Annotated in this window: 15 protein-coding genes; 3 read left to right on the top strand and 12 right to left on the bottom strand. The window is 42.4% G+C overall.

The annotated features are described in order from the left end of the window. Positions 1-125: 125 nt before the first annotated feature. The 7 genes from QJS82_RS12385 to grpE all read right to left on the bottom strand — a co-directional run bounded on the left by QJS82_RS12385 (position 126) and on the right by grpE (position 7,730). Complete coding sequence (locus QJS82_RS12385; protein ID WP_281490692.1) at positions 126-1,499, bottom strand: esterase-like activity of phytase family protein; 1,374 nt, start codon at positions 1,497-1,499, stop codon at positions 126-128. Between the two features lie 206 nt (positions 1,500-1,705). Continuing rightward, complete coding sequence (locus QJS82_RS12380) at positions 1,706-2,566, bottom strand: SPFH domain-containing protein (RefSeq protein ID WP_201563875.1); 861 nt, start codon at positions 2,564-2,566, stop codon at positions 1,706-1,708. Positions 2,567-2,587: 21 nt separating this feature from the next. Next, positions 2,588-3,076: an NfeD family protein gene (locus QJS82_RS12375; RefSeq protein WP_281490691.1), complete on the bottom strand. Its 489-nt coding sequence runs from the start codon at positions 3,074-3,076 to the stop codon at positions 2,588-2,590. 164 nt (positions 3,077-3,240) lie between these two features. Continuing rightward, a complete protein-coding gene (locus QJS82_RS12370; protein WP_281490690.1) occupies positions 3,241-3,789 on the bottom strand; it encodes a porin family protein in 549 nt (182 codons plus the stop codon). A gap of 239 nt (positions 3,790-4,028) precedes the next feature. Then, positions 4,029-4,571: a porin family protein gene (locus tag QJS82_RS12365; RefSeq protein ID WP_201563866.1), complete on the bottom strand. Its 543-nt coding sequence runs from the start codon at positions 4,569-4,571 to the stop codon at positions 4,029-4,031. Positions 4,572-4,903: 332 nt separating this feature from the next. Continuing rightward, the gene (gene dnaK / locus QJS82_RS12360; RefSeq protein WP_201563864.1) at positions 4,904-6,847 is read right to left on the bottom strand and encodes a molecular chaperone DnaK; all 1,944 of its coding nucleotides are present in this window, start codon (positions 6,845-6,847) and stop codon (positions 4,904-4,906) included. Between the two features lie 253 nt (positions 6,848-7,100). Then, complete coding sequence (grpE, locus tag QJS82_RS12355) at positions 7,101-7,730, bottom strand: nucleotide exchange factor GrpE (RefSeq protein ID WP_281490689.1); 630 nt, start codon at positions 7,728-7,730, stop codon at positions 7,101-7,103. 507 nt (positions 7,731-8,237) lie between these two features. Here grpE and QJS82_RS12350 point away from each other — a divergent pair. Continuing rightward, positions 8,238-9,719, top strand: a complete 1,482-nt coding sequence (locus tag QJS82_RS12350; protein WP_281490688.1) for an alpha/beta hydrolase — start codon at positions 8,238-8,240, stop codon at positions 9,717-9,719. A 141-nt stretch (positions 9,720-9,860) separates the two neighbouring features. Here the strand turns inward: QJS82_RS12350 and QJS82_RS12345 are convergent, their stop codons facing one another. Then, positions 9,861-10,940 (bottom strand): metallophosphoesterase, encoded by a 1,080-nt coding sequence (locus QJS82_RS12345; RefSeq protein ID WP_281490687.1) that lies wholly within the window; start codon positions 10,938-10,940, stop codon positions 9,861-9,863. Between the two features lie 176 nt (positions 10,941-11,116). On the opposite strand from QJS82_RS12345, the gene QJS82_RS12340 reads away from it, so the two are divergent. Further along, a complete protein-coding gene (locus QJS82_RS12340) occupies positions 11,117-11,602 on the top strand; it encodes a winged helix-turn-helix domain-containing protein (RefSeq protein ID WP_281490686.1) in 486 nt (161 codons plus the stop codon). Positions 11,603-11,631: 29 nt separating this feature from the next. Continuing rightward, the gene (locus QJS82_RS12335; protein ID WP_281490685.1) at positions 11,632-12,153 is read left to right on the top strand and encodes an IS630 family transposase; all 522 of its coding nucleotides are present in this window, start codon (positions 11,632-11,634) and stop codon (positions 12,151-12,153) included. Positions 12,154-12,284: 131 nt separating this feature from the next. Here the strand turns inward: QJS82_RS12335 and QJS82_RS12330 are convergent, their stop codons facing one another. The 4 genes from QJS82_RS12330 to QJS82_RS12315 all read right to left on the bottom strand — a co-directional run bounded on the left by QJS82_RS12330 (position 12,285) and on the right by QJS82_RS12315 (position 16,684). Then, positions 12,285-13,181 carry a TIGR01777 family oxidoreductase gene (locus QJS82_RS12330; protein WP_281491727.1) on the bottom strand — a complete coding sequence of 299 codons (897 nt, stop codon included), beginning with the start codon at positions 13,179-13,181 and terminating at the stop codon, positions 12,285-12,287. Positions 13,182-13,469: 288 nt separating this feature from the next. After that, entirely contained in the window at positions 13,470-14,165 is a 696-nt protein-coding gene (locus tag QJS82_RS12325; RefSeq protein ID WP_201563851.1) for an L-threonylcarbamoyladenylate synthase, read from the bottom strand. 107 nt (positions 14,166-14,272) lie between these two features. Continuing rightward, complete coding sequence (gene dprA, locus QJS82_RS12320; protein WP_281490684.1) at positions 14,273-15,529, bottom strand: DNA-processing protein DprA; 1,257 nt, start codon at positions 15,527-15,529, stop codon at positions 14,273-14,275. Between the two features lie 57 nt (positions 15,530-15,586). Continuing rightward, positions 15,587-16,684 (bottom strand): LysM peptidoglycan-binding domain-containing protein, encoded by a 1,098-nt coding sequence (locus QJS82_RS12315; RefSeq protein ID WP_281490683.1) that lies wholly within the window; start codon positions 16,682-16,684, stop codon positions 15,587-15,589. Between the last annotated feature and the right edge of the window lie 222 nt (positions 16,685-16,906).

Here is a 16,906-nt window from a genome sequence, read left to right as displayed (position 1 = left end):
AGGTCTTTTTTATTGTCTGTAGTAAGAATAAATAGTTAAGAATAAATAGTTAAGAATAAGTAGTTAAGAATAAGTAGTTAAGAATAGGTGGTTAAGAATAAATAGTTAAGAAAAATCACGCTACTCTATTCAGTCGGCATCACGATATATAAGCGATTGGCATCTTCTATCGTTTTATCTTTATCGAGATACTTTTGCTCAACCGTGCTTTTTGGGTTGATGACCTCTGAATCAGTCATGGCGAAATCATCATCATTGAGTAAACCCAATGAGCCATCTTGCCGTAACCATAAGCCTTCAAGCTTGTCATGCGGATAATCTAAAGTAGCTAACACATCGACAACCAAGGTTTTTTTAACAGGTTTGATGTTTATTTCTTCAAGCATTTGCCAGTTTTTTTCGTCTACTGCAATCAACTGCTCAAGCGTTTGTCCATTGACTAGCAAGCCAAGCGTTTCATCTTGCTTAACATTCTCATCATTTAAAATAGCTTCGATATCTGTTGCTTGCGAGATATCGATTTTGTAGATTAGTTTTTGCGCTGACTTATCTTGTAGTGGGAACTTGCGATCATGTTCAATCAGATAAAACTCATGACTACTTAAGGCCGCGATGCCAGAAGTCACGTGCTCCGCTTTATCTAATCGATATAGATACTGGGCTATTTGTCCCGAAACCAAATTTATCGTCACAATACGCACCAAAGAGGACAGACGTCCTGACTTATCAGGATTGTCCATAGAGGACTCCATGATACCAACAAGCGTCGTTTGGTCTGGCGTCATCGTCAATGCTTCCATACCGCGATTGGCACGACGCTTGGTAAATTCTGTCGGTAACAGAACCTGCTTACCATTGATAATTACATTATTACGCTCATCATTGGCAAAAGCATTGATACGGGCTATCTCTATCCCATTGGCATCATAATGCACAAGGTGTGGACCATATTCATCACTGACCCAAAAACTGCCATCTGTGAGCGCCGCTAGCCCTTCAGGGTCTAAACCATTAATATCGGTTTTAATAGGATTGGTCACCGCATCAAAAGGTAAATTTGGGTTAACCGTCATCGGCTGACCATTGACGTCATAAGGTACTTCATTGGTGCCGCCCAGTGCCTTTGGATTCGGTAACCCAGAGATGGGATTGCCTTGCCTGTCTTTCAGCAGCAGCTCTTTTACTTTGACAATTTTGCCGTCAGCTTGCAATTCAAACAACCCAATAGACGGCGTATAATTTGGCACAAGAAACTGCTTACCCTTACCAGCAATCCCATCAAAGTCTGCATTAGGACCACGATCGGTAAGGGCATAAAATTGATTGGCATTGGTTGGATGTGCCGCCGCATCTGAACCGTAGCCGCCGCGAATCTCTAATTTCTGCTCAGGATAAGCGGCATTAATATGTGTGGCATCAAGTATGGTATAAGGCAATGGGCTGCCTTGCGCAAATTCATTTATAGCAATAATTACAGCATTCATATCTTGCTTAGTCATTATTATTTTCCTTATACATTTATTTTATAGGCGTATTTTTATTATTAAACAACAAGAACATCGTACGCTAAAAAACCACTGACATGATTAGGGGTAAATTAAAATTAAAATTAAAAAAATAGCCAGCACGTAAAACGCTCACTGACTATTTTTACTCGCTGGCTACTTTTAAGAGTTATTTTTATAACAGCTTAAAACATGCTTGATTAAACCTTAAGCTTATCGCCAACCATACCTTTAATAGTGCTTAAAATATCAGCGGGTAATACCACCATTTTTGCGTTATCCGATTCTGCTAACTGGCGAATCGACTTAATATATTGCTCACCCAATAGGTATACAATCGGCATTTCTTCTTTGCCCATCGCCGCGGTAATAAGGCGAATAGACTCTTCTGAACCTTTCGCCAATACCACTTGCGCTTCCGCATCACGGCGTGAGGCTTCCAAACGACCATCAGCCTCTAAGATAGCCGCTTGCTTTTGACCATCAGCACGGGTCACGGTCGCACGACGTAAACGCTCTGCCGCCGCTTGCTCTTCCATTGACGCTTGCATGGTCTGCGAAGGGTTAATATCCTGAATCTCGACCGTTTTTAGGGTAATACCCCAATCGGCAATATCTTCTGAGATGGCGTGTTTTAGCTTAGTTTTGATTTCATCACGGCTTGATAAAGCGCTGTCTAAATCCATCTCACCAATGATTGAACGCAAAGACGTCTGTACCAAATTACGAATACCATACTCATAATCTTCGATACCATAAACGGCTTTATCAGGACGGACAATATTAATATAAGCAACGGCGTTGGCGATAATCACTACGTTATCTCGGGTAATAACCTCTTGTGAGGGAATATCAAGCACGATGTCTTTGGTTGTGACTTTATAAGCGACATTATCAACATAAGGAATAATAATATTGAGTCCAGGCTCTAAGGTTTGGCTATATTTACCCAGTCTCTGCACCACCCACTTATACCCTTGTGGGACAATGCGCACCCCTTTAAACACTGTAAATACCACCAATGCAATCAATACCACCATCACAATACTAAAACTTTCCATGTTCCACCCCTATTATTCTGCTTAACTATTTTTATTAATGACCGCTTGCGATGTCATCGTACTGACAATCAGCTCATTACCGACGATATCTGTTACCACCACCCGATCACCAACCGCTACTTGCTCGCCTCTGGTACGGCACATCCATTCGGCAGCACCAACGATAGGCACGCTAAAACGTACCATACCAGCTCTCTCAGGTTGCGGCGCGACGATAATCATACCGGTCTCACCGATAATCACACTGCCGCCCAATCCCGCTTTGGTGCGATCGACAGACAAGGGTTTGATAAATTTAAACCACGCTACTAAAAAGATAGCCGAAAGTACCAACCAAATAATGATTTGGACGGAGACAGGGATAGGTATTAACCATAAGAGGGCGGCAACGATAATAGCGGCTGCCCCAAACCAAAGGCTGGCAAACGTCGGCACAAACATCTCGACGATCAGCAGCACAAAGCCTAATACGAGCCAGTGCCAAGGTTCAATCATCCAAAGCATTTCCATTATTGTCATATTCCCTATTCTTGCCAATCTAGCTTTCAATGTAGCACATTTTGTTATCAAACAGCGCCTTAAAAGTTATACGCATAAAAAAACGACCACCGCAGTGATCGTTTTTTATTTATTTAACTGATTTAACTTTGAAAATCTCAAACTCTAAACTCATACTAGAATTTGAAATGTGCACCAACAGTTAATAGCGCAATATCTTCAGCAACATAGTCATATTCAGCTTCAAGGCTCATGTTAGGGTTAAAGTTATAACCTAAACCGATACCACCAGCAAGACCGCTGTCGCTATCACTTTCGCTAACAGAGCCTCCTAAAACATTGCTGGCAGAAACATCAATCTCAGCTTTAGCAAACCCCAGTTTACCTTTAGCGTATAGACCGGTATTAGGGAATTGATAACGGTAGGTGCCGTAGGCGCCATAAGTTTTAAGGTTGTATTCAGCATTAACACCCCTAACACCCGTCTCAATATCAGTGTCACTAGAGCCTACATACTCAATTTCGGCACCAAAGTTAGGATCAAAGTTATAACCCGCATAAATACCGTAAGCAGTAGGATCATCTAAATCATCAGTATCTACCAGAAACTTACCAACTTTAACACCAACATACGGCTGACCTGCATAATTAACTGCTGCTTGAGCACTCACACTCAGTAAAGAACCAACTGATAATGCGATCAAAGCTTTTTGTAAAGTATTCATATATGTTCCTGTTAAATAAAACTAAAATGCAGTCTGGATGGGTATTACAAGGCGTACAAATTAGTTAGACTATTGTTGAACGCGCAATACTAACAGAACAATTTTAGTAATGCTCGTTTTTTTAATGACGCTTACAGCACTTTTTCTTTTCGCATAAAAAAACGACCACCGAGGTGATCGTTTTTTATTATACTAACTATTCAGGCTATTGCTAATTAAAGAACTTAAGATTCAAATAATTAGAATTTAAGTTGTGCACCAACGGTCATAAGATCAGCATCACTACCTAATTTGTCATACTCAGCTTCAACGCTGAAGTTAGGGTTCACTGAATATCCAAGACCTACACCACCTGCTAGACTAGTATCGCTATCTGAGTAGGTGTTACGACTGCTATTACTACTTAAATAGTTACCTTCTACCTTAGTTTTCGCCACACCTAACTTACCTTTGGCATATAAACCAGTGTTAGGGAACTGATAGCGATAAGTACCGTATGCGCCATAAGATTTAGCATCGATATCACCGTTATAGTAATCAGCATCATCTGAACCTACGTATTCAGCTTCAATACCGAAGTTAGGATCAAAGTTATAACCACCATATACGCCATAAGCTGTTGGCTTATCAGCACCGTCTACGTCTAAGTCAAACTGACCGACTTTTACGCCGACGTATGGTTGACCAGTATAGCCGTTGCCATAAGATACAGCTGCTTGTGCACCCATGCTTACTAAAGAACCAGCGGCTAGTGCAAGTAGAGTTTTTTGTAGAGTTTTCATATGTAGCTCCTTAAAATCAATTTGGACAAACAAGTTATTTATTTATGTGGGCTTTTTTAGCCATATCGCCTTGTTTGCTAACGATGTATACATAGTAACAAACTATGTCAAAGACTCTGTCAGTATTTAATGGTAAGAAAGTTAAGTTTTGCAAGTGTTTGTCAGCACTCGGGTTACAAAGGCTGATATATGAAATCTTTTGTTACAATCACCGGTTTTGGGTAATACTTCCTACTCATTAGCCCGAGCTAAGTTTATAAAATAAAAGAACGCACCTCAAAAGATGCGTTCTTTATTATAAATCAGACGTCAATTTTAGCTTTTAATCTGGCTTATTTTTTGTCTTCGTCTACTTCAGTAAACTCAGCATCGACGACGTCGTCATCAGCTTGGTTGCTGTTGCCAGCATTATCCGCACCTTGTTGGAACTGGTTTGGATCCATACCTTCTGCGCCTGCACCACTATCTGCATAAATCTTTTGGCTAACTGGCAAGAAGGCATTGTCTAACGCTTCAAGCTTGGCTTTGATTTCGTCATGATCGTCTTCTTTAGCAGCTGCTTCAAGCTCAGAGATAGCCGTTTCTACTGTTGATTTTTCATCTTCAGTCACTTTATCTTCGGCGTCTTTCAGTGCTTTTTGTACCGCATGGATACGACCATCTGCTTCGTTACGAACTTGTGCTAAGTTAGCGAATTTCTCGTCTTCAGCAGCGTTCGCTTCGGCATCACGCACCATTTGTTCGACTTCTTCGTCCGACAAACCAGAATCCGCTTTAATTTGGATACTTTGTGCTTTACCAGTACCTTTATCTTTCGCTGAGATATTCATGATACCGTCAGCGTTGATGTCAAAAGTCACTTCGATTTGTGGTAGACCACGTGGTGCTGGTGGAATATCGGTCAAGTCAAAACGGCCGAGCTGTTTATTTTGGTTAGCGATTTTACGCTCACCTTGATAAACCTGAATGGTGACTGCTGGTTGGTTGTCTTCTGCCGTTGAGAATACCTGTGATTTCTTAGTCGGAATCATGGTGTTTTTCTCAATGATTGGCGTCATAACACCGCCCATTGTTTCGATACCTAAAGTCAATGGCGTTACGTCAAGCAATAGGACGTCAGTTTTGTCACCAGACAATACCGCACCTTGAATCGCAGCACCAGCGGCAACTGCTTCGTCAGGGTTGACGTCTTTACGTGGCTCTTGACCGAAGAACTCTTGTACTTTTTGCTGTACCAGAGGCATACGTGTCTGACCACCTACCAAGATAACGTCATCGACATCACCGATTTTTAGACCAGCATCTTCTAGAGCTGTTTTACAAGGACCCATGGTACGTTGTACCAGTTCTTCCGTTAAGCTTTCAAGTTTTGAGCGGCTGATAGTCACAACCAAATGCTTAGGACCACTGCTATCGGCAGTGATATATGGCAAGTTCACTTCTGTACTTTGGGCACTTGATAGCTCAATTTTCGCTTTTTCTGCCGCTTCTTTTAAACGCTGCATCGCAAGAGAGTCACCTTTTAGGTTGACGTCTTGGTCTTTTTTGAATTCGGCTACTAAAAAGTCAATTAGCGCTGAGTCAAAGTCTTCACCACCAAGGAATGTATCACCGTTGGTTGCTAGTACTTCAAATTGCTGTTCGCCATCGACATCAGCGATTTCGATGATTGATACGTCAAAAGTACCACCACCCAAGTCATATACAGCAACGGTGCTATCGCCTTGCTTTTTATCCATACCATAAGCAAGTGCTGCAGCGGTTGGCTCGTTAATAATACGTTTTACATCAAGACCCGCAATTTTACCGGCGTCTTTGGTTGCTTGACGCTGTGAGTCATTAAAGTAAGCTGGGACAGTAACAACAGCTTCAGTAACGGCTTCACCAAGATAGTCTTCGGCTGTTTTTTTCATTTTTTTCAAGATTTCAGCAGAAACCTGTGGTGGCGCTAATTTTTTGCCGTTGATTTCTACCCACGCATCACCGTTATCAGCTTTGGCGATTTTATAAGGCACCATACCGATGTCTTTTTGCACGACTTTGTCATCAAAACGACGACCAATCAGACGCTTAATGGCAAATAGGGTGTTGTTTGGGTTGGTGACCGCTTGACGCTTGGCTGACTGACCAACAAGGATCTCGTCATCTTTATAAGCGACAATCGATGGCGTGGTACGTGTACCTTCAGCGTTTTCGATGATTTTAACTTTATCACCTTCCATCACTGCCACACATGAGTTAGTCGTACCTAAATCAATACCAATTACTTTACCCATAATTAATTGCTCCTAATTTATTTTTAAATAAAAATATCTATATCATCAGACCCTAGATTATGAAAACTATCGACATCTAGTCGGTCACTTGTTGCTTTATATCGGTTTAAGGCTTCGTTTTTTCAAGTCAATCCACTGCTAAATATTGCCTTTTGTGTGATTTTTTGTGTAAAACCCCATTAATAATAGGGTTTAGTACAATTAAAGACTTATTTTTTAAATACTAATACCTTAAATCTTCTATATTTGATTGCTACTGTCCAACGCGTACCATCGCTGGGCGCAATAGTCGACCGTTTAAGCTATAGCCTTTTTGCAAGACCGTACCTACTGTATCGGCTGGCGCATCGGCATCAATACCGACCGCTTCATGCAAATCAGCGTTAAATTTCTCGCCTTGTGGCTCGACGACTTCAACGCCATTTTTATTCAACACGTCTAACAACGCTTTATGAGTCAATCTTACCCCTTCGGTAACAGGGTCATCGGCATGGGCGTTTTCGATAGCGCGCTCTAAATTATCGACCACCTCTAACAGCTCTTTGGCAAATTTCTGCAGGGCAAATCTTTTGCTTTTATCGGCTTCTTGTTCCATGCGTTTTTGCGCGTTATACGCTTCGGCATTGGCGCGAGCGGTGCCTTCTTTAGCTTGCTTGACTTCGCCTTCTAGCTCAGCGATGCGCGCTTTAAACGTATCTAAATCGATATCGTTTGCAATTGTGCTCTCTGCACCTGAATTATTTTGTGGATCAAATTCTTGCAAGGTTTCATTTAAAATACTGTCGTCGTGTTCGACATTATCGTGCGAAACATTATCGTGTGAGACGTTGTCGTGTGGCATATTTTGCTCATTAGATTCGTGGTTATTATTCTGCTCGCTCATGATAGCTCCTTAATAGGGATATAATTATTAATGGGGTTGTTAACTTAATGATGATGGATTGAAAAACGCAATAAAGCGGCTACTGGCTAGCCAAGCTGTGTTTTTCTCCATTGCTTACTTAATAGGTTTATCGGCTTTTAAGAATCATGTAGCCGTTATCACTCACTTTTTTATCAATCACGGATTTTTAGCAATCGCTTTTTTAACCTCTTCTGATAGCTGCTTGATAAAGGTGATGAGGGCAAATTTCAAGCCTAATCTAAGGAATTTTTCTCGATATTCATTAATGTCGGGATAATACCTCCCAACTATGCCCTAAAATGACCGCATTACCTTTACGCTTATCGTCAATAAGTCGTTAATTTCGCTAACAAAACCAACAAAACACCGTCAGTTATTCCAAATAAATTACTATTCACTCCTAAACCATTACCAAAGAATACTCAACTTTATTTCCACTTATCATATGATGGCTGCAAATATTATCTATCATTTATAGGAGGTGTTATGCCTAATTCAACCGTATTATCAATCAACACCTTACTTAATAAAGCAGTGAGGTCACTTAACCTGACGGCTTTGGCTCAAGAAAAGCCTGAAAGTTTATGTGATAGTGCATCAAGTAGCTCATTAAAAAGCCGTAAACCAGAAAACTTACCGACTTTGCCAATAAAGAATGCAGAGATTGCAACCAGCGCTGAGGATAAGCCATTATCCATCAAAGATAAGGTGCTTTATCATAACCTAATGACCAGCTATCAGCCGCATCTACTGCATTACGCTATGAAAGGCATCGGCTGCTTACCAGAGTCAGTATTAGAAAGCTTGGTCGGCTATTTGGATGGACCGACCGCTAAGCAATACGAACACGTTGATGCCCATTTGCGTTTAATCCTTGCAGTCAATAGTAAGCTTAAAACGCCATTACACCTTGTAGACATGGTCGAATTGCGCAAACGCTTTGCGACCGACGTCGTTGCAATGCAAGCGCCAACCGTCTGGCAACAGCCAAGCTCTACCTTATTTAGCAGTATTAAACCCTTTACCAAAAAAGATGGCCCTACCGTAGAGTGGGAAGACAAAACCATTGCCAATGCTGATGATGGTGACATGACCATTCGTTGCTATCAAAAACAAGTAAGTGCAACAGGCTTTAGCTTTAAAAAGAAACCGAAACGTAATCCTGATGAAACCGTGATGCTGTTTTTTCATGGTGGCGGATTTTGTATCGGTGATGTCGACACCCATCATGAATTTTGTCATGCCGTCTGTGAGCAAACGGGCTGGCCGGTGGTTAGTGTTGATTATCGCCTAGCACCCGAATATCCTGCACCGACAGCGCTACGAGATTGTATTGCTGCTTATGGATGGTTGGCTGAAAACTGCCAGGCATTTGGCGCATTACCATCGCGTATTGTACTGGCAGGTGATAGTGCGGGCGGCGGGTTATCAACCATGGTTGCTCAACAAGTCATCACCCCAACGGCAGAAGCATGGCAAGATTTGGGCATTAATGGGCAAAAAACTTTTGAGATATTGCAGCGCGTGCCATCACCCATGGCGCAAATGCCTCTGTATCCTGTGACGGATGTTGAAAATGATTATCCTAGCTGGGAGTTATATGGCGAGGGTTTACTATTAGATCATGCCGATGTAGCGGTATTCGACGCCGCGTGTTTGGAAAACAGCCCGTTACCGCGCCAGCATATCTTGACTTCACCTATGCTTGGCGACAATAGCCATATCTGCCCTACTTATATCGTCGCGGCCGAATTAGATGTCTTGCGTGATGAGGCTTTTGCTTATGCTAAGCAGTTAGAAAGCCATGGTGTTGCGGTCGAAACCTATACTGTCTATGGCGCACCACATGGATTTATCCATTTTATGAGCGTCCATCAAGGGCTTGGACAAGAAACGCATCATATTATTAATGGTTTTGCTAGCTTTGTACGTGAGGTCATCAGCACCCAAGAGTTAGTGGCTGCGTGAATAGCTGAATAATGGCTGTGGGTTACGGGCTAAATACGGGTAGCTATTAAAACAAGCTAAAAGCTAGCATTAACTGACAAGTGGAAAAAGATAGATAAAAAGCACGGATAACCATAACGGCTAGTTACTATGAATCAGCTACTATGAATCAGCTTGACCTGTCAAAGTAATTAGCCAAATCTCAGAACGCGTACCCAATCTAAATGGCACCGCGCCGATACCATAACCTGAAGTCACCAAAAACTGCGTGCCTTCTAGTTGTTTGTCGCCATAAACCAGTGGCGTGAACCATTTTAGCAATGTCGTTAAAGGAAATATCTGCCCACCATGGGTATGCCCTGATAAATGTAAATCAATGGGCAAGCCTTTGATTTGTGCTAAATCGGCAGGGCTATGCTCTAAAAATATCACCGGTTTATCCGCCCTCACTTCACTAAGTAACTCTGTGGCGGCAGGGCGTGCAGGATCGGTTTCATCCGAACGCCCTATCAGCAATACTGAGTCATCCAACCAGACACTTTTATTATCAATCACTTGAATACCTGCCCGCTCGACTGCTTTGGCAATAGCAACTTGATTACCTGAATAATCGTGATTGCCCAAAGTAGCATAGACACCGAGCGGCGCTCTTAGTTTTGATAAATGCTCATGCATATTGGTATTGTCATAAGCAGCCGTGGAATCATTCATGACATCGCCCGCGATAACCACCACATCTGGACTTTGGACATCTATCAGCTTGACCATCTTATCTATCTGCCGATTGCCAAACCATCTACCTAAATGAGTATCAGACACCAAAGCTATCTGCATTGGTTTATTGAGTGGCTTATCTGTCGTTACTTCCAAGTGATGTACGACAGGCGAATAAGCATTAAATACTGCTAGACCTACAAGACCAGCATAAATCACAGCAGCAACGGCTCTCATGAGAATTGGATGGTATTTTTGCTTCAGGATATAGACATAAACTAAGGTAATGACAGCGGTTATTAAGCCTGCATAGAACATAAAGCCTTGTAAAATACTGGCAACCAAGTAGACATGGAAGCGCTCATGCCAAAACTCACTCAGTCCGTAAATAAGAAAAGCATTATTAATGACAAAAATGCTTAAGACTAAAGCAGTCTTAGCCAAGCGCTGTTTTGGTTTGATGAACCAGTACAATATCCCGCTACTCATCATCGCGAGCAGCTGGGTAAGGATGATAAAAAGCCACATAATAAAATTGAATCAGACAAAGACGGGCTTATAGTACGCCAATATTCTTACCTGTTGTAGACAGCATGATTGTTTATTGAAACTGTATAAAGGTTTTAAAAGAAATCACAGTTATACAAAACGTTTATCGAAAAGTCAGCTTATACCAAACCCAAAATATATAGTATAATCCATTTATGACTATATCAATACATAACCTAGAAGATCATGACTTTGGCAAACACTCAAAGACCGAGAGTAACCCCAGAGCCCGACTACGCCTGCTTATCTTATACCAATATAGTATAGGCAAAGCCACTAACGATATTGCCAAAGATCTTTGTATTCACCCTGAAACTGCCAGACGTACATTGAAACGATATCATGAACGAGGACTTGAGAGTCTCTATGATCGTCATCGCAAAGGTCGCCATAGTAAACTGGCAGAAGCAGACACAGACGCTTTTAAAGCCATGATAGTCTCTGAACAAGACAAGCGAGCTGGCGGTCGTTTGACCGGTAAAGATATTCAGCAATTGGCTAAAGAACACTACAACGCCCACTATACCGTCAATGGTATCTACGAGCTGCTTAAGCGTATCGAGATGAGTTGGATAAGTGCTCGTAGTCAGCATCCAAAAGCAGACCTACAAGCTCAAGACGCTTTTAAAAAAACTTTTTAGCACAGGTTAAGGCGTCCTTACCCACTGATGTGAGCCTAGATCAAGTGGACATCTGGTTTCAAGATGAAACTCGAATAGGACAACAAGGCTCATTGACCAGAGTTTGGCATTACCGAGGACAACGACCTCGACTCATCAAGCAGCAACAGTTTAATTCCGCTTATCTGTTTGGTGCCTTTTGTCCAGCGACAAAGAAGGCGGTAGGCTTAGTACTGCCTTCAGTGAATAAACATACCATGTTATTGCATATGCAAGAGATTAGTAAAGCCGTACCAAAAGGACGTCATGCGGTGGTGGTGATGGATGGGGCATTATGGCATCAACCAAGCTTGAATCAGGCTAATGTCACTATGCTTAAACTACCGCCTTATTCACCTGAGCTTAATCCCTCTGAGAGGGTATGGCAGTACCTTAAGCAAAATGAGCTATCTAATCGTTGTTATGACAGTTATGAGGCTATTGTCGATGCCGCATGCTTGGCTTGGAATAATCTACTTAAACAGCCACAAAGGATTCGGTCTTTAACTACTCGTACCTGGGCGCAACTTTAATTGTTGGGTTTGGTATTATTTTAAGGCGCAGATTGTTTCACATGAAACAATGCCTTATGTCATTTGATACGTCTTATATTTAAGAGATAATTTTTTCGCTACTCACTTTTTATAGTTGCTGCTTATACTTTCTACTCTAACGCTTGCTTAAGGGTTGGCTGTTTGAATTTAAAATCTGCATTGAGTAATGCTTGTGGCAACACCTTTTGCCCATCAATCAGCAAGGTCGACATTTCACCAAATATCAATTTTAATAAAAATTTTGGTAAAGTAAAAAACGTCGGACGATGCAGCCACGCGCCAAGCGTCTTGGTAAAAGTACGATTGGTCACAGGGTTAGGCGCGGTTAAGTTATAGACCACGGCTGGCGTATCGCTTGCTGTGTTTAAAGTATTGCTCGTATTATTTAACTGAGCTTGCCGCTGACCCGTAAGATGCTGCTCGATGATAAAAATAACTGCCCTTACCCAATCTTCACGGCTGATCCAACTCATGATTTGCTTACCATTAGCCAATTGACCGCCAACGCCCATTTTAAAGGGTGTTAATAACTTACTAACCATGCCGCCCTCAGGATGGATAACGACACCGGTGCGCACGATAGCAACAGGAACGCCATAATCGGTAGCTTTCAATGCCAACTGTTCCCAATCGTCACATAGTTTATGCGAAAAATCAGTATTAAAATCACTGCTCTCAATTAAAGGCTTATCACCTTGAGCGCCATACCAACCAATCGCTGAACCGCTAACCAACAGCTTAGGTTTAGTGCTACTACGCGCTATAAAAGCAAGTAACGCTTCGGTAGGCTGTACACGGCTGGCAAGCAGTTGCTCTTTACGTGCAGCGCTCCAACGCTTATCCGCAATCCCTGCGCCCGCTAGATTTAAAATGACATCAAAGCTTTTATCGGATTTCGTCAGCTCATCATAAGTCATCATCTTAATATCGATAGGATGTGGCTGATTACTATCACGGGTCAGCCACGTAATATGCACTTCCTTATTCTCACTGCGATAGCGCTTGATAACGGCTTCACTAAACGCGCTACCTAAGAATCCTGAGCCACCGCTGATTAGAATATTAATTGGTTTTTATCCTTATATTTATCCCACCTTTTTGTCAGTGTGACAAAAAACCTGCTATAAAAACAAGACGTTAATTGTAGGTCTAAAATTTAGCCTAAAGTGGGGTATAAAGAAGGATTTTAGCTATATAAAAGATTCAAATGGTCAGTGATAAATGGGTAAAAAGGATAAGATGAATTACTGCCGGTTAGCAGTTATTATAAAAAATCGATCAGACTTAAAAGCGGACTAACGAATCACCTGCCCCGTTAGTGCATCGCTGATTTGGCTAGGTAATAGATAGCCAAGCGTCTCGCCCTTTAAATAACCAACTTGTTCGTTACCATTTATATTAGCAGAGTCATTAGTGTAGATATGGGTACTGATATTGGCGACATTGTTATTATTTAGAAAATAAGACTGCGCGTCTGCTAATGACAAAGCGGGCGGCTGACCAGAAGGGTTACAGCTGGTCGAGACCACAAAGCCATAAGGATTGTGGGCAGAAACCACCTGTTGACACAGCTGCTGCACCAAAGGATGGTCGATAACCCGCACCGCCACACTATTATGAGCGCCAGTTATCCATGCGGGAATAGCAACCGGCAGGTTTGGCGCTAGAGGCAACAACCAAGTATGCGCCTGCTTAGTTTCAGCATCAGAATTAAAGTCGTTACGCCAGCTGTCTAATACTAATTGGCGTTGCTCATCACTTAGATAGTCTAACAATGCCGTTAGTCGGCTGGCGCTATCGGTGACCACTATCATGCCCTTCTCTAGCGGTCGCTGCTTGATGGCCAAAAGCTGCTGTACCGCTTGTTGGTTAAAGGGATCACAGCCGATACCCCAGACGCTTTCGGTTGGATAAGCAAGCAGCTGTCCTTGTTGAAGCCAACGCGCAGCTTTAACGACAGAATCGGTAATGAGTGGTTTAGAGGTAGACATAGCTGAAGGGAAAAGAAAAAGTGTGAGCGGATATAATACAACTTTAATGATGCGCAAAATAGCACGTTTAGATATTTCTTAAAATCGCGTTAAGTTTAAAAATAAAATTACACGCGCAAATAACGCCCACCTTGCACACTGATAATCCCTAATAATTCAAGCTCCATAAGTTGCCCAATCAATTGCGGTGGCGTCAGGTTAGTAGTGCTTAATAATGCATCCAAATCTTGTCCATGCCAGTCAAGCTGCTCATAAACCTGCGTTAAATGCTCGGGAATAACGATAGCATTGGAAGAAGATTTGAGATTAGACTGCGGCGCGTGACCAATAGTGGTGGTAGAAGTTCTGTCTGTATTTATAGTATGAGAGCTTTGGCTAAGATTTGCTTGCTCAATATTAAGTTCTGCGTTATCCGATGAATTATAGTTACGGCTTTGATAGCCTAATTGACTGTTAATATCTTCGAGTACTTGCTGTGGATGATAAATTAAAGTTGCGCCCTCACGTATCAAGTGATGACAGCCTTCAGCATTATTATTATCGATATGACTTGGAATCGCAAAGACTTGCTTGCCTTGCTCAGAGGTTAGGCGCGCAGTAATGAGCGAACCACTTTGAATCGTCGCTTCAGTGACAATTGTCGCTAAGCTGAGCCCTGCAACTAAGCGATTACGGCGCGGAAAGGTATGCTTATGTGGCTGCGTATGCGGTAGCAGCTCACTGATGATACAGCCACCTTGCTCGATAATCTGGCTAAATAACTTGTCATGATGATTGGGATAATTGACATCAATCCCTGTACCCATCACGCCGACCGTACGACCTTGATATTCCGCATCAACTTGAGCCAAAGCACCTAAATGTGCACGCTTATCGACACCCATAGCAAGACCACTGGTGATAATATAACCGGCTTGCGCTAAATATTGCGCCATATCAAAGGTGATTTTTTGGGCGTGGGCAGTAGGTTTTCGGCTCCCAACGATGGCGATTTGCGCTTGTTGCAAGCGTGCTTTATCGCCACGATAAAACAATAAAGGCGGTGGGTCATAGATATTTAATAACTGCGGAGGATAATCGGACTGATCGGCAAATAGCAGACCGTATTTGTTATCTAGCAATGCCTGTTGGATGGTATCGATAGTGGCTTGCGTTTGCTGTGGCTGTTCGTGACGCTTAAGATGCGTACTATGAATGCCAAGCTGCCGCCATGCCTCTACTTTGGCACACCAAGCAAGCTCGGCATTACCAAAAGAAGTAACAAGCTTATGATAAGCCGATAATGACGCATTGACCTCAGTCCACAGCGCCAATACTGCGCGCTGCTCATCGGATAAAAGAGAGGAGACTGCGGTCACGGTCATAAGCGCTTAACTCATAGTAACTGACGGGGATAATGACTCAATAGAGGCTCAAGTCAATTATAAGTAAGGCGGTGGTAAAAGCTGATCACCGACGTTGAGCGGTAGCTCAGAGTCAAGCACATACGCATAGCTGATATTATCAAAGGTATTAAACACCATCACCATACCACTAGGCTCACTTGGCAAACGTACTGGGGTATCGTTGTCCTTGATATCGCGTATGACCGCGCCTTTTTGATAAACGGTCAACACATCACCAGGTTTAGCGCCGTGCGTGCTACCTAGATTGATAGCAACCACGCTGCCTTTAGCGGCTGAGCTGATAGAATCCATGACGCGGACAATCATACCGCCACGGTTGACGGTGGCAGGCGTTGGATAGAATACTGGCGGGATAGAATTGTTTAATTCTACAAAAACGCGATCGCCTTCACGCACTTCTTTGCCATAACTGTCAATCAGCTGCAAGCTAGTCACACCATTGGTTTCTGTAGACGTGACCAAACCGGTAGCAACTTGGGTGACTTCTAAACCGATGATTTTTTGCGTTTTAGGCTCGACATACTTCTCGCCTTCACGGTAAATACCATAACGCTGTCCAACGATAAGTGGTACGCCTTTAGCATAGACTTTATCGCCGCTTGCGGTAATTAAATTGCCTTTTTTAGAAGCTAAAATATAGGGCGTGGTATTAAAATCTGCTGGATTAACAATGATGGTCTTATCGAGCCAATGCTGAATCGCAGACCATGGAATAGGCGGAATACTATTAGTGGTCGAAGTGACCGAAACTGTGCTAGACACTACATTGCCCGTCAACTGCTTTTCAACGCCCGCACAGCCCTCGCCTGTATCAACGCCAATTAAAGTCTTACCTTTAATCACACATAAAATAAGAATGTCATTAGGATAAATAAGGTTGGGGTTTTTGATTTGCTTATTGGTCGCCCAAATCTCTTTCCAGCGCCATGGACTGTCTAAATAGCGCCCTGAGATATCCCACAACGTATCGCCTTTTTTGACGATATAGCGATTGGGTGCGTCCGCTTTGATGGTCGGCGGTGGATTATTAGCGTGGGCAGTGGTCATCAGCATTGCACCACTAAATGTCGTCACCAATAGTGCTTTTGCTATATTTTTTAAGCTCATCTTCATTGTTATATCCACAATATGTAGCGCTATTAGCGTCGAATCTGGTCTACTTAAGTCTATTACTTAGGTTTAAAATCTCATTCTATTCATTAAATAACGATTAGAAAATAAAAACATAAAAGGCTTAAGTATCAACATCATAAAGCTTCTAGAGCAGCTGTTCAGTGTTGTCGACTGATATGATTGACGGGTTTGATTGCTAAAAAAGCGCCGAGCATGATGATG

Source organism: Psychrobacter maritimus (assembly GCF_029953575.1).
GTDB lineage: Bacteria > Pseudomonadota > Gammaproteobacteria > Pseudomonadales > Moraxellaceae > Psychrobacter > Psychrobacter maritimus.
Note: the sequence above shows the minus strand (reverse complement) of the source record. Positions and strands in the feature narration are given on the sequence as shown.

Bases quoted from the DNA above. Each gene is read 5' to 3' on its own strand.
- QJS82_RS12385 (WP_281490692.1), bottom strand. From the start codon at position 1,499: ATGACTAAGCAAGATATGAATGCTGTAATTATTGCTATAAATGAATTT.
- QJS82_RS12380 (WP_201563875.1), bottom strand. From the start codon at position 2,566: ATGGAAAGTTTTAGTATTGTGATGGTGGTATTGATTGCATTGGTGGTA.
- QJS82_RS12375 (WP_281490691.1), bottom strand. From the start codon at position 3,076: ATGGAAATGCTTTGGATGATTGAACCTTGGCACTGGCTCGTATTAGGC.
- QJS82_RS12370 (WP_281490690.1), bottom strand. From the start codon at position 3,789: ATGAATACTTTACAAAAAGCTTTGATCGCATTATCAGTTGGTTCTTTA.
- QJS82_RS12365 (WP_201563866.1), bottom strand. From the start codon at position 4,571: ATGAAAACTCTACAAAAAACTCTACTTGCACTAGCCGCTGGTTCTTTA.
- dnaK (WP_201563864.1), bottom strand. From the start codon at position 6,847: ATGGGTAAAGTAATTGGTATTGATTTAGGTACGACTAACTCATGTGTG.
- grpE (WP_281490689.1), bottom strand. From the start codon at position 7,730: ATGAGCGAGCAGAATAATAACCACGAATCTAATGAGCAAAATATGCCA.
- QJS82_RS12350 (WP_281490688.1), top strand. From the start codon at position 8,238: ATGCCTAATTCAACCGTATTATCAATCAACACCTTACTTAATAAAGCA.
- QJS82_RS12345 (WP_281490687.1), bottom strand. From the start codon at position 10,940: ATGTGGCTTTTTATCATCCTTACCCAGCTGCTCGCGATGATGAGTAGC.
- QJS82_RS12340 (WP_281490686.1), top strand. From the start codon at position 11,117: ATGACTATATCAATACATAACCTAGAAGATCATGACTTTGGCAAACAC.
- QJS82_RS12325 (WP_201563851.1), bottom strand. From the start codon at position 14,165: ATGTCTACCTCTAAACCACTCATTACCGATTCTGTCGTTAAAGCTGCG.
- dprA (WP_281490684.1), bottom strand. From the start codon at position 15,529: ATGACCGTGACCGCAGTCTCCTCTCTTTTATCCGATGAGCAGCGCGCA.
- QJS82_RS12315 (WP_281490683.1), bottom strand. From the start codon at position 16,684: ATGAAGATGAGCTTAAAAAATATAGCAAAAGCACTATTGGTGACGACA.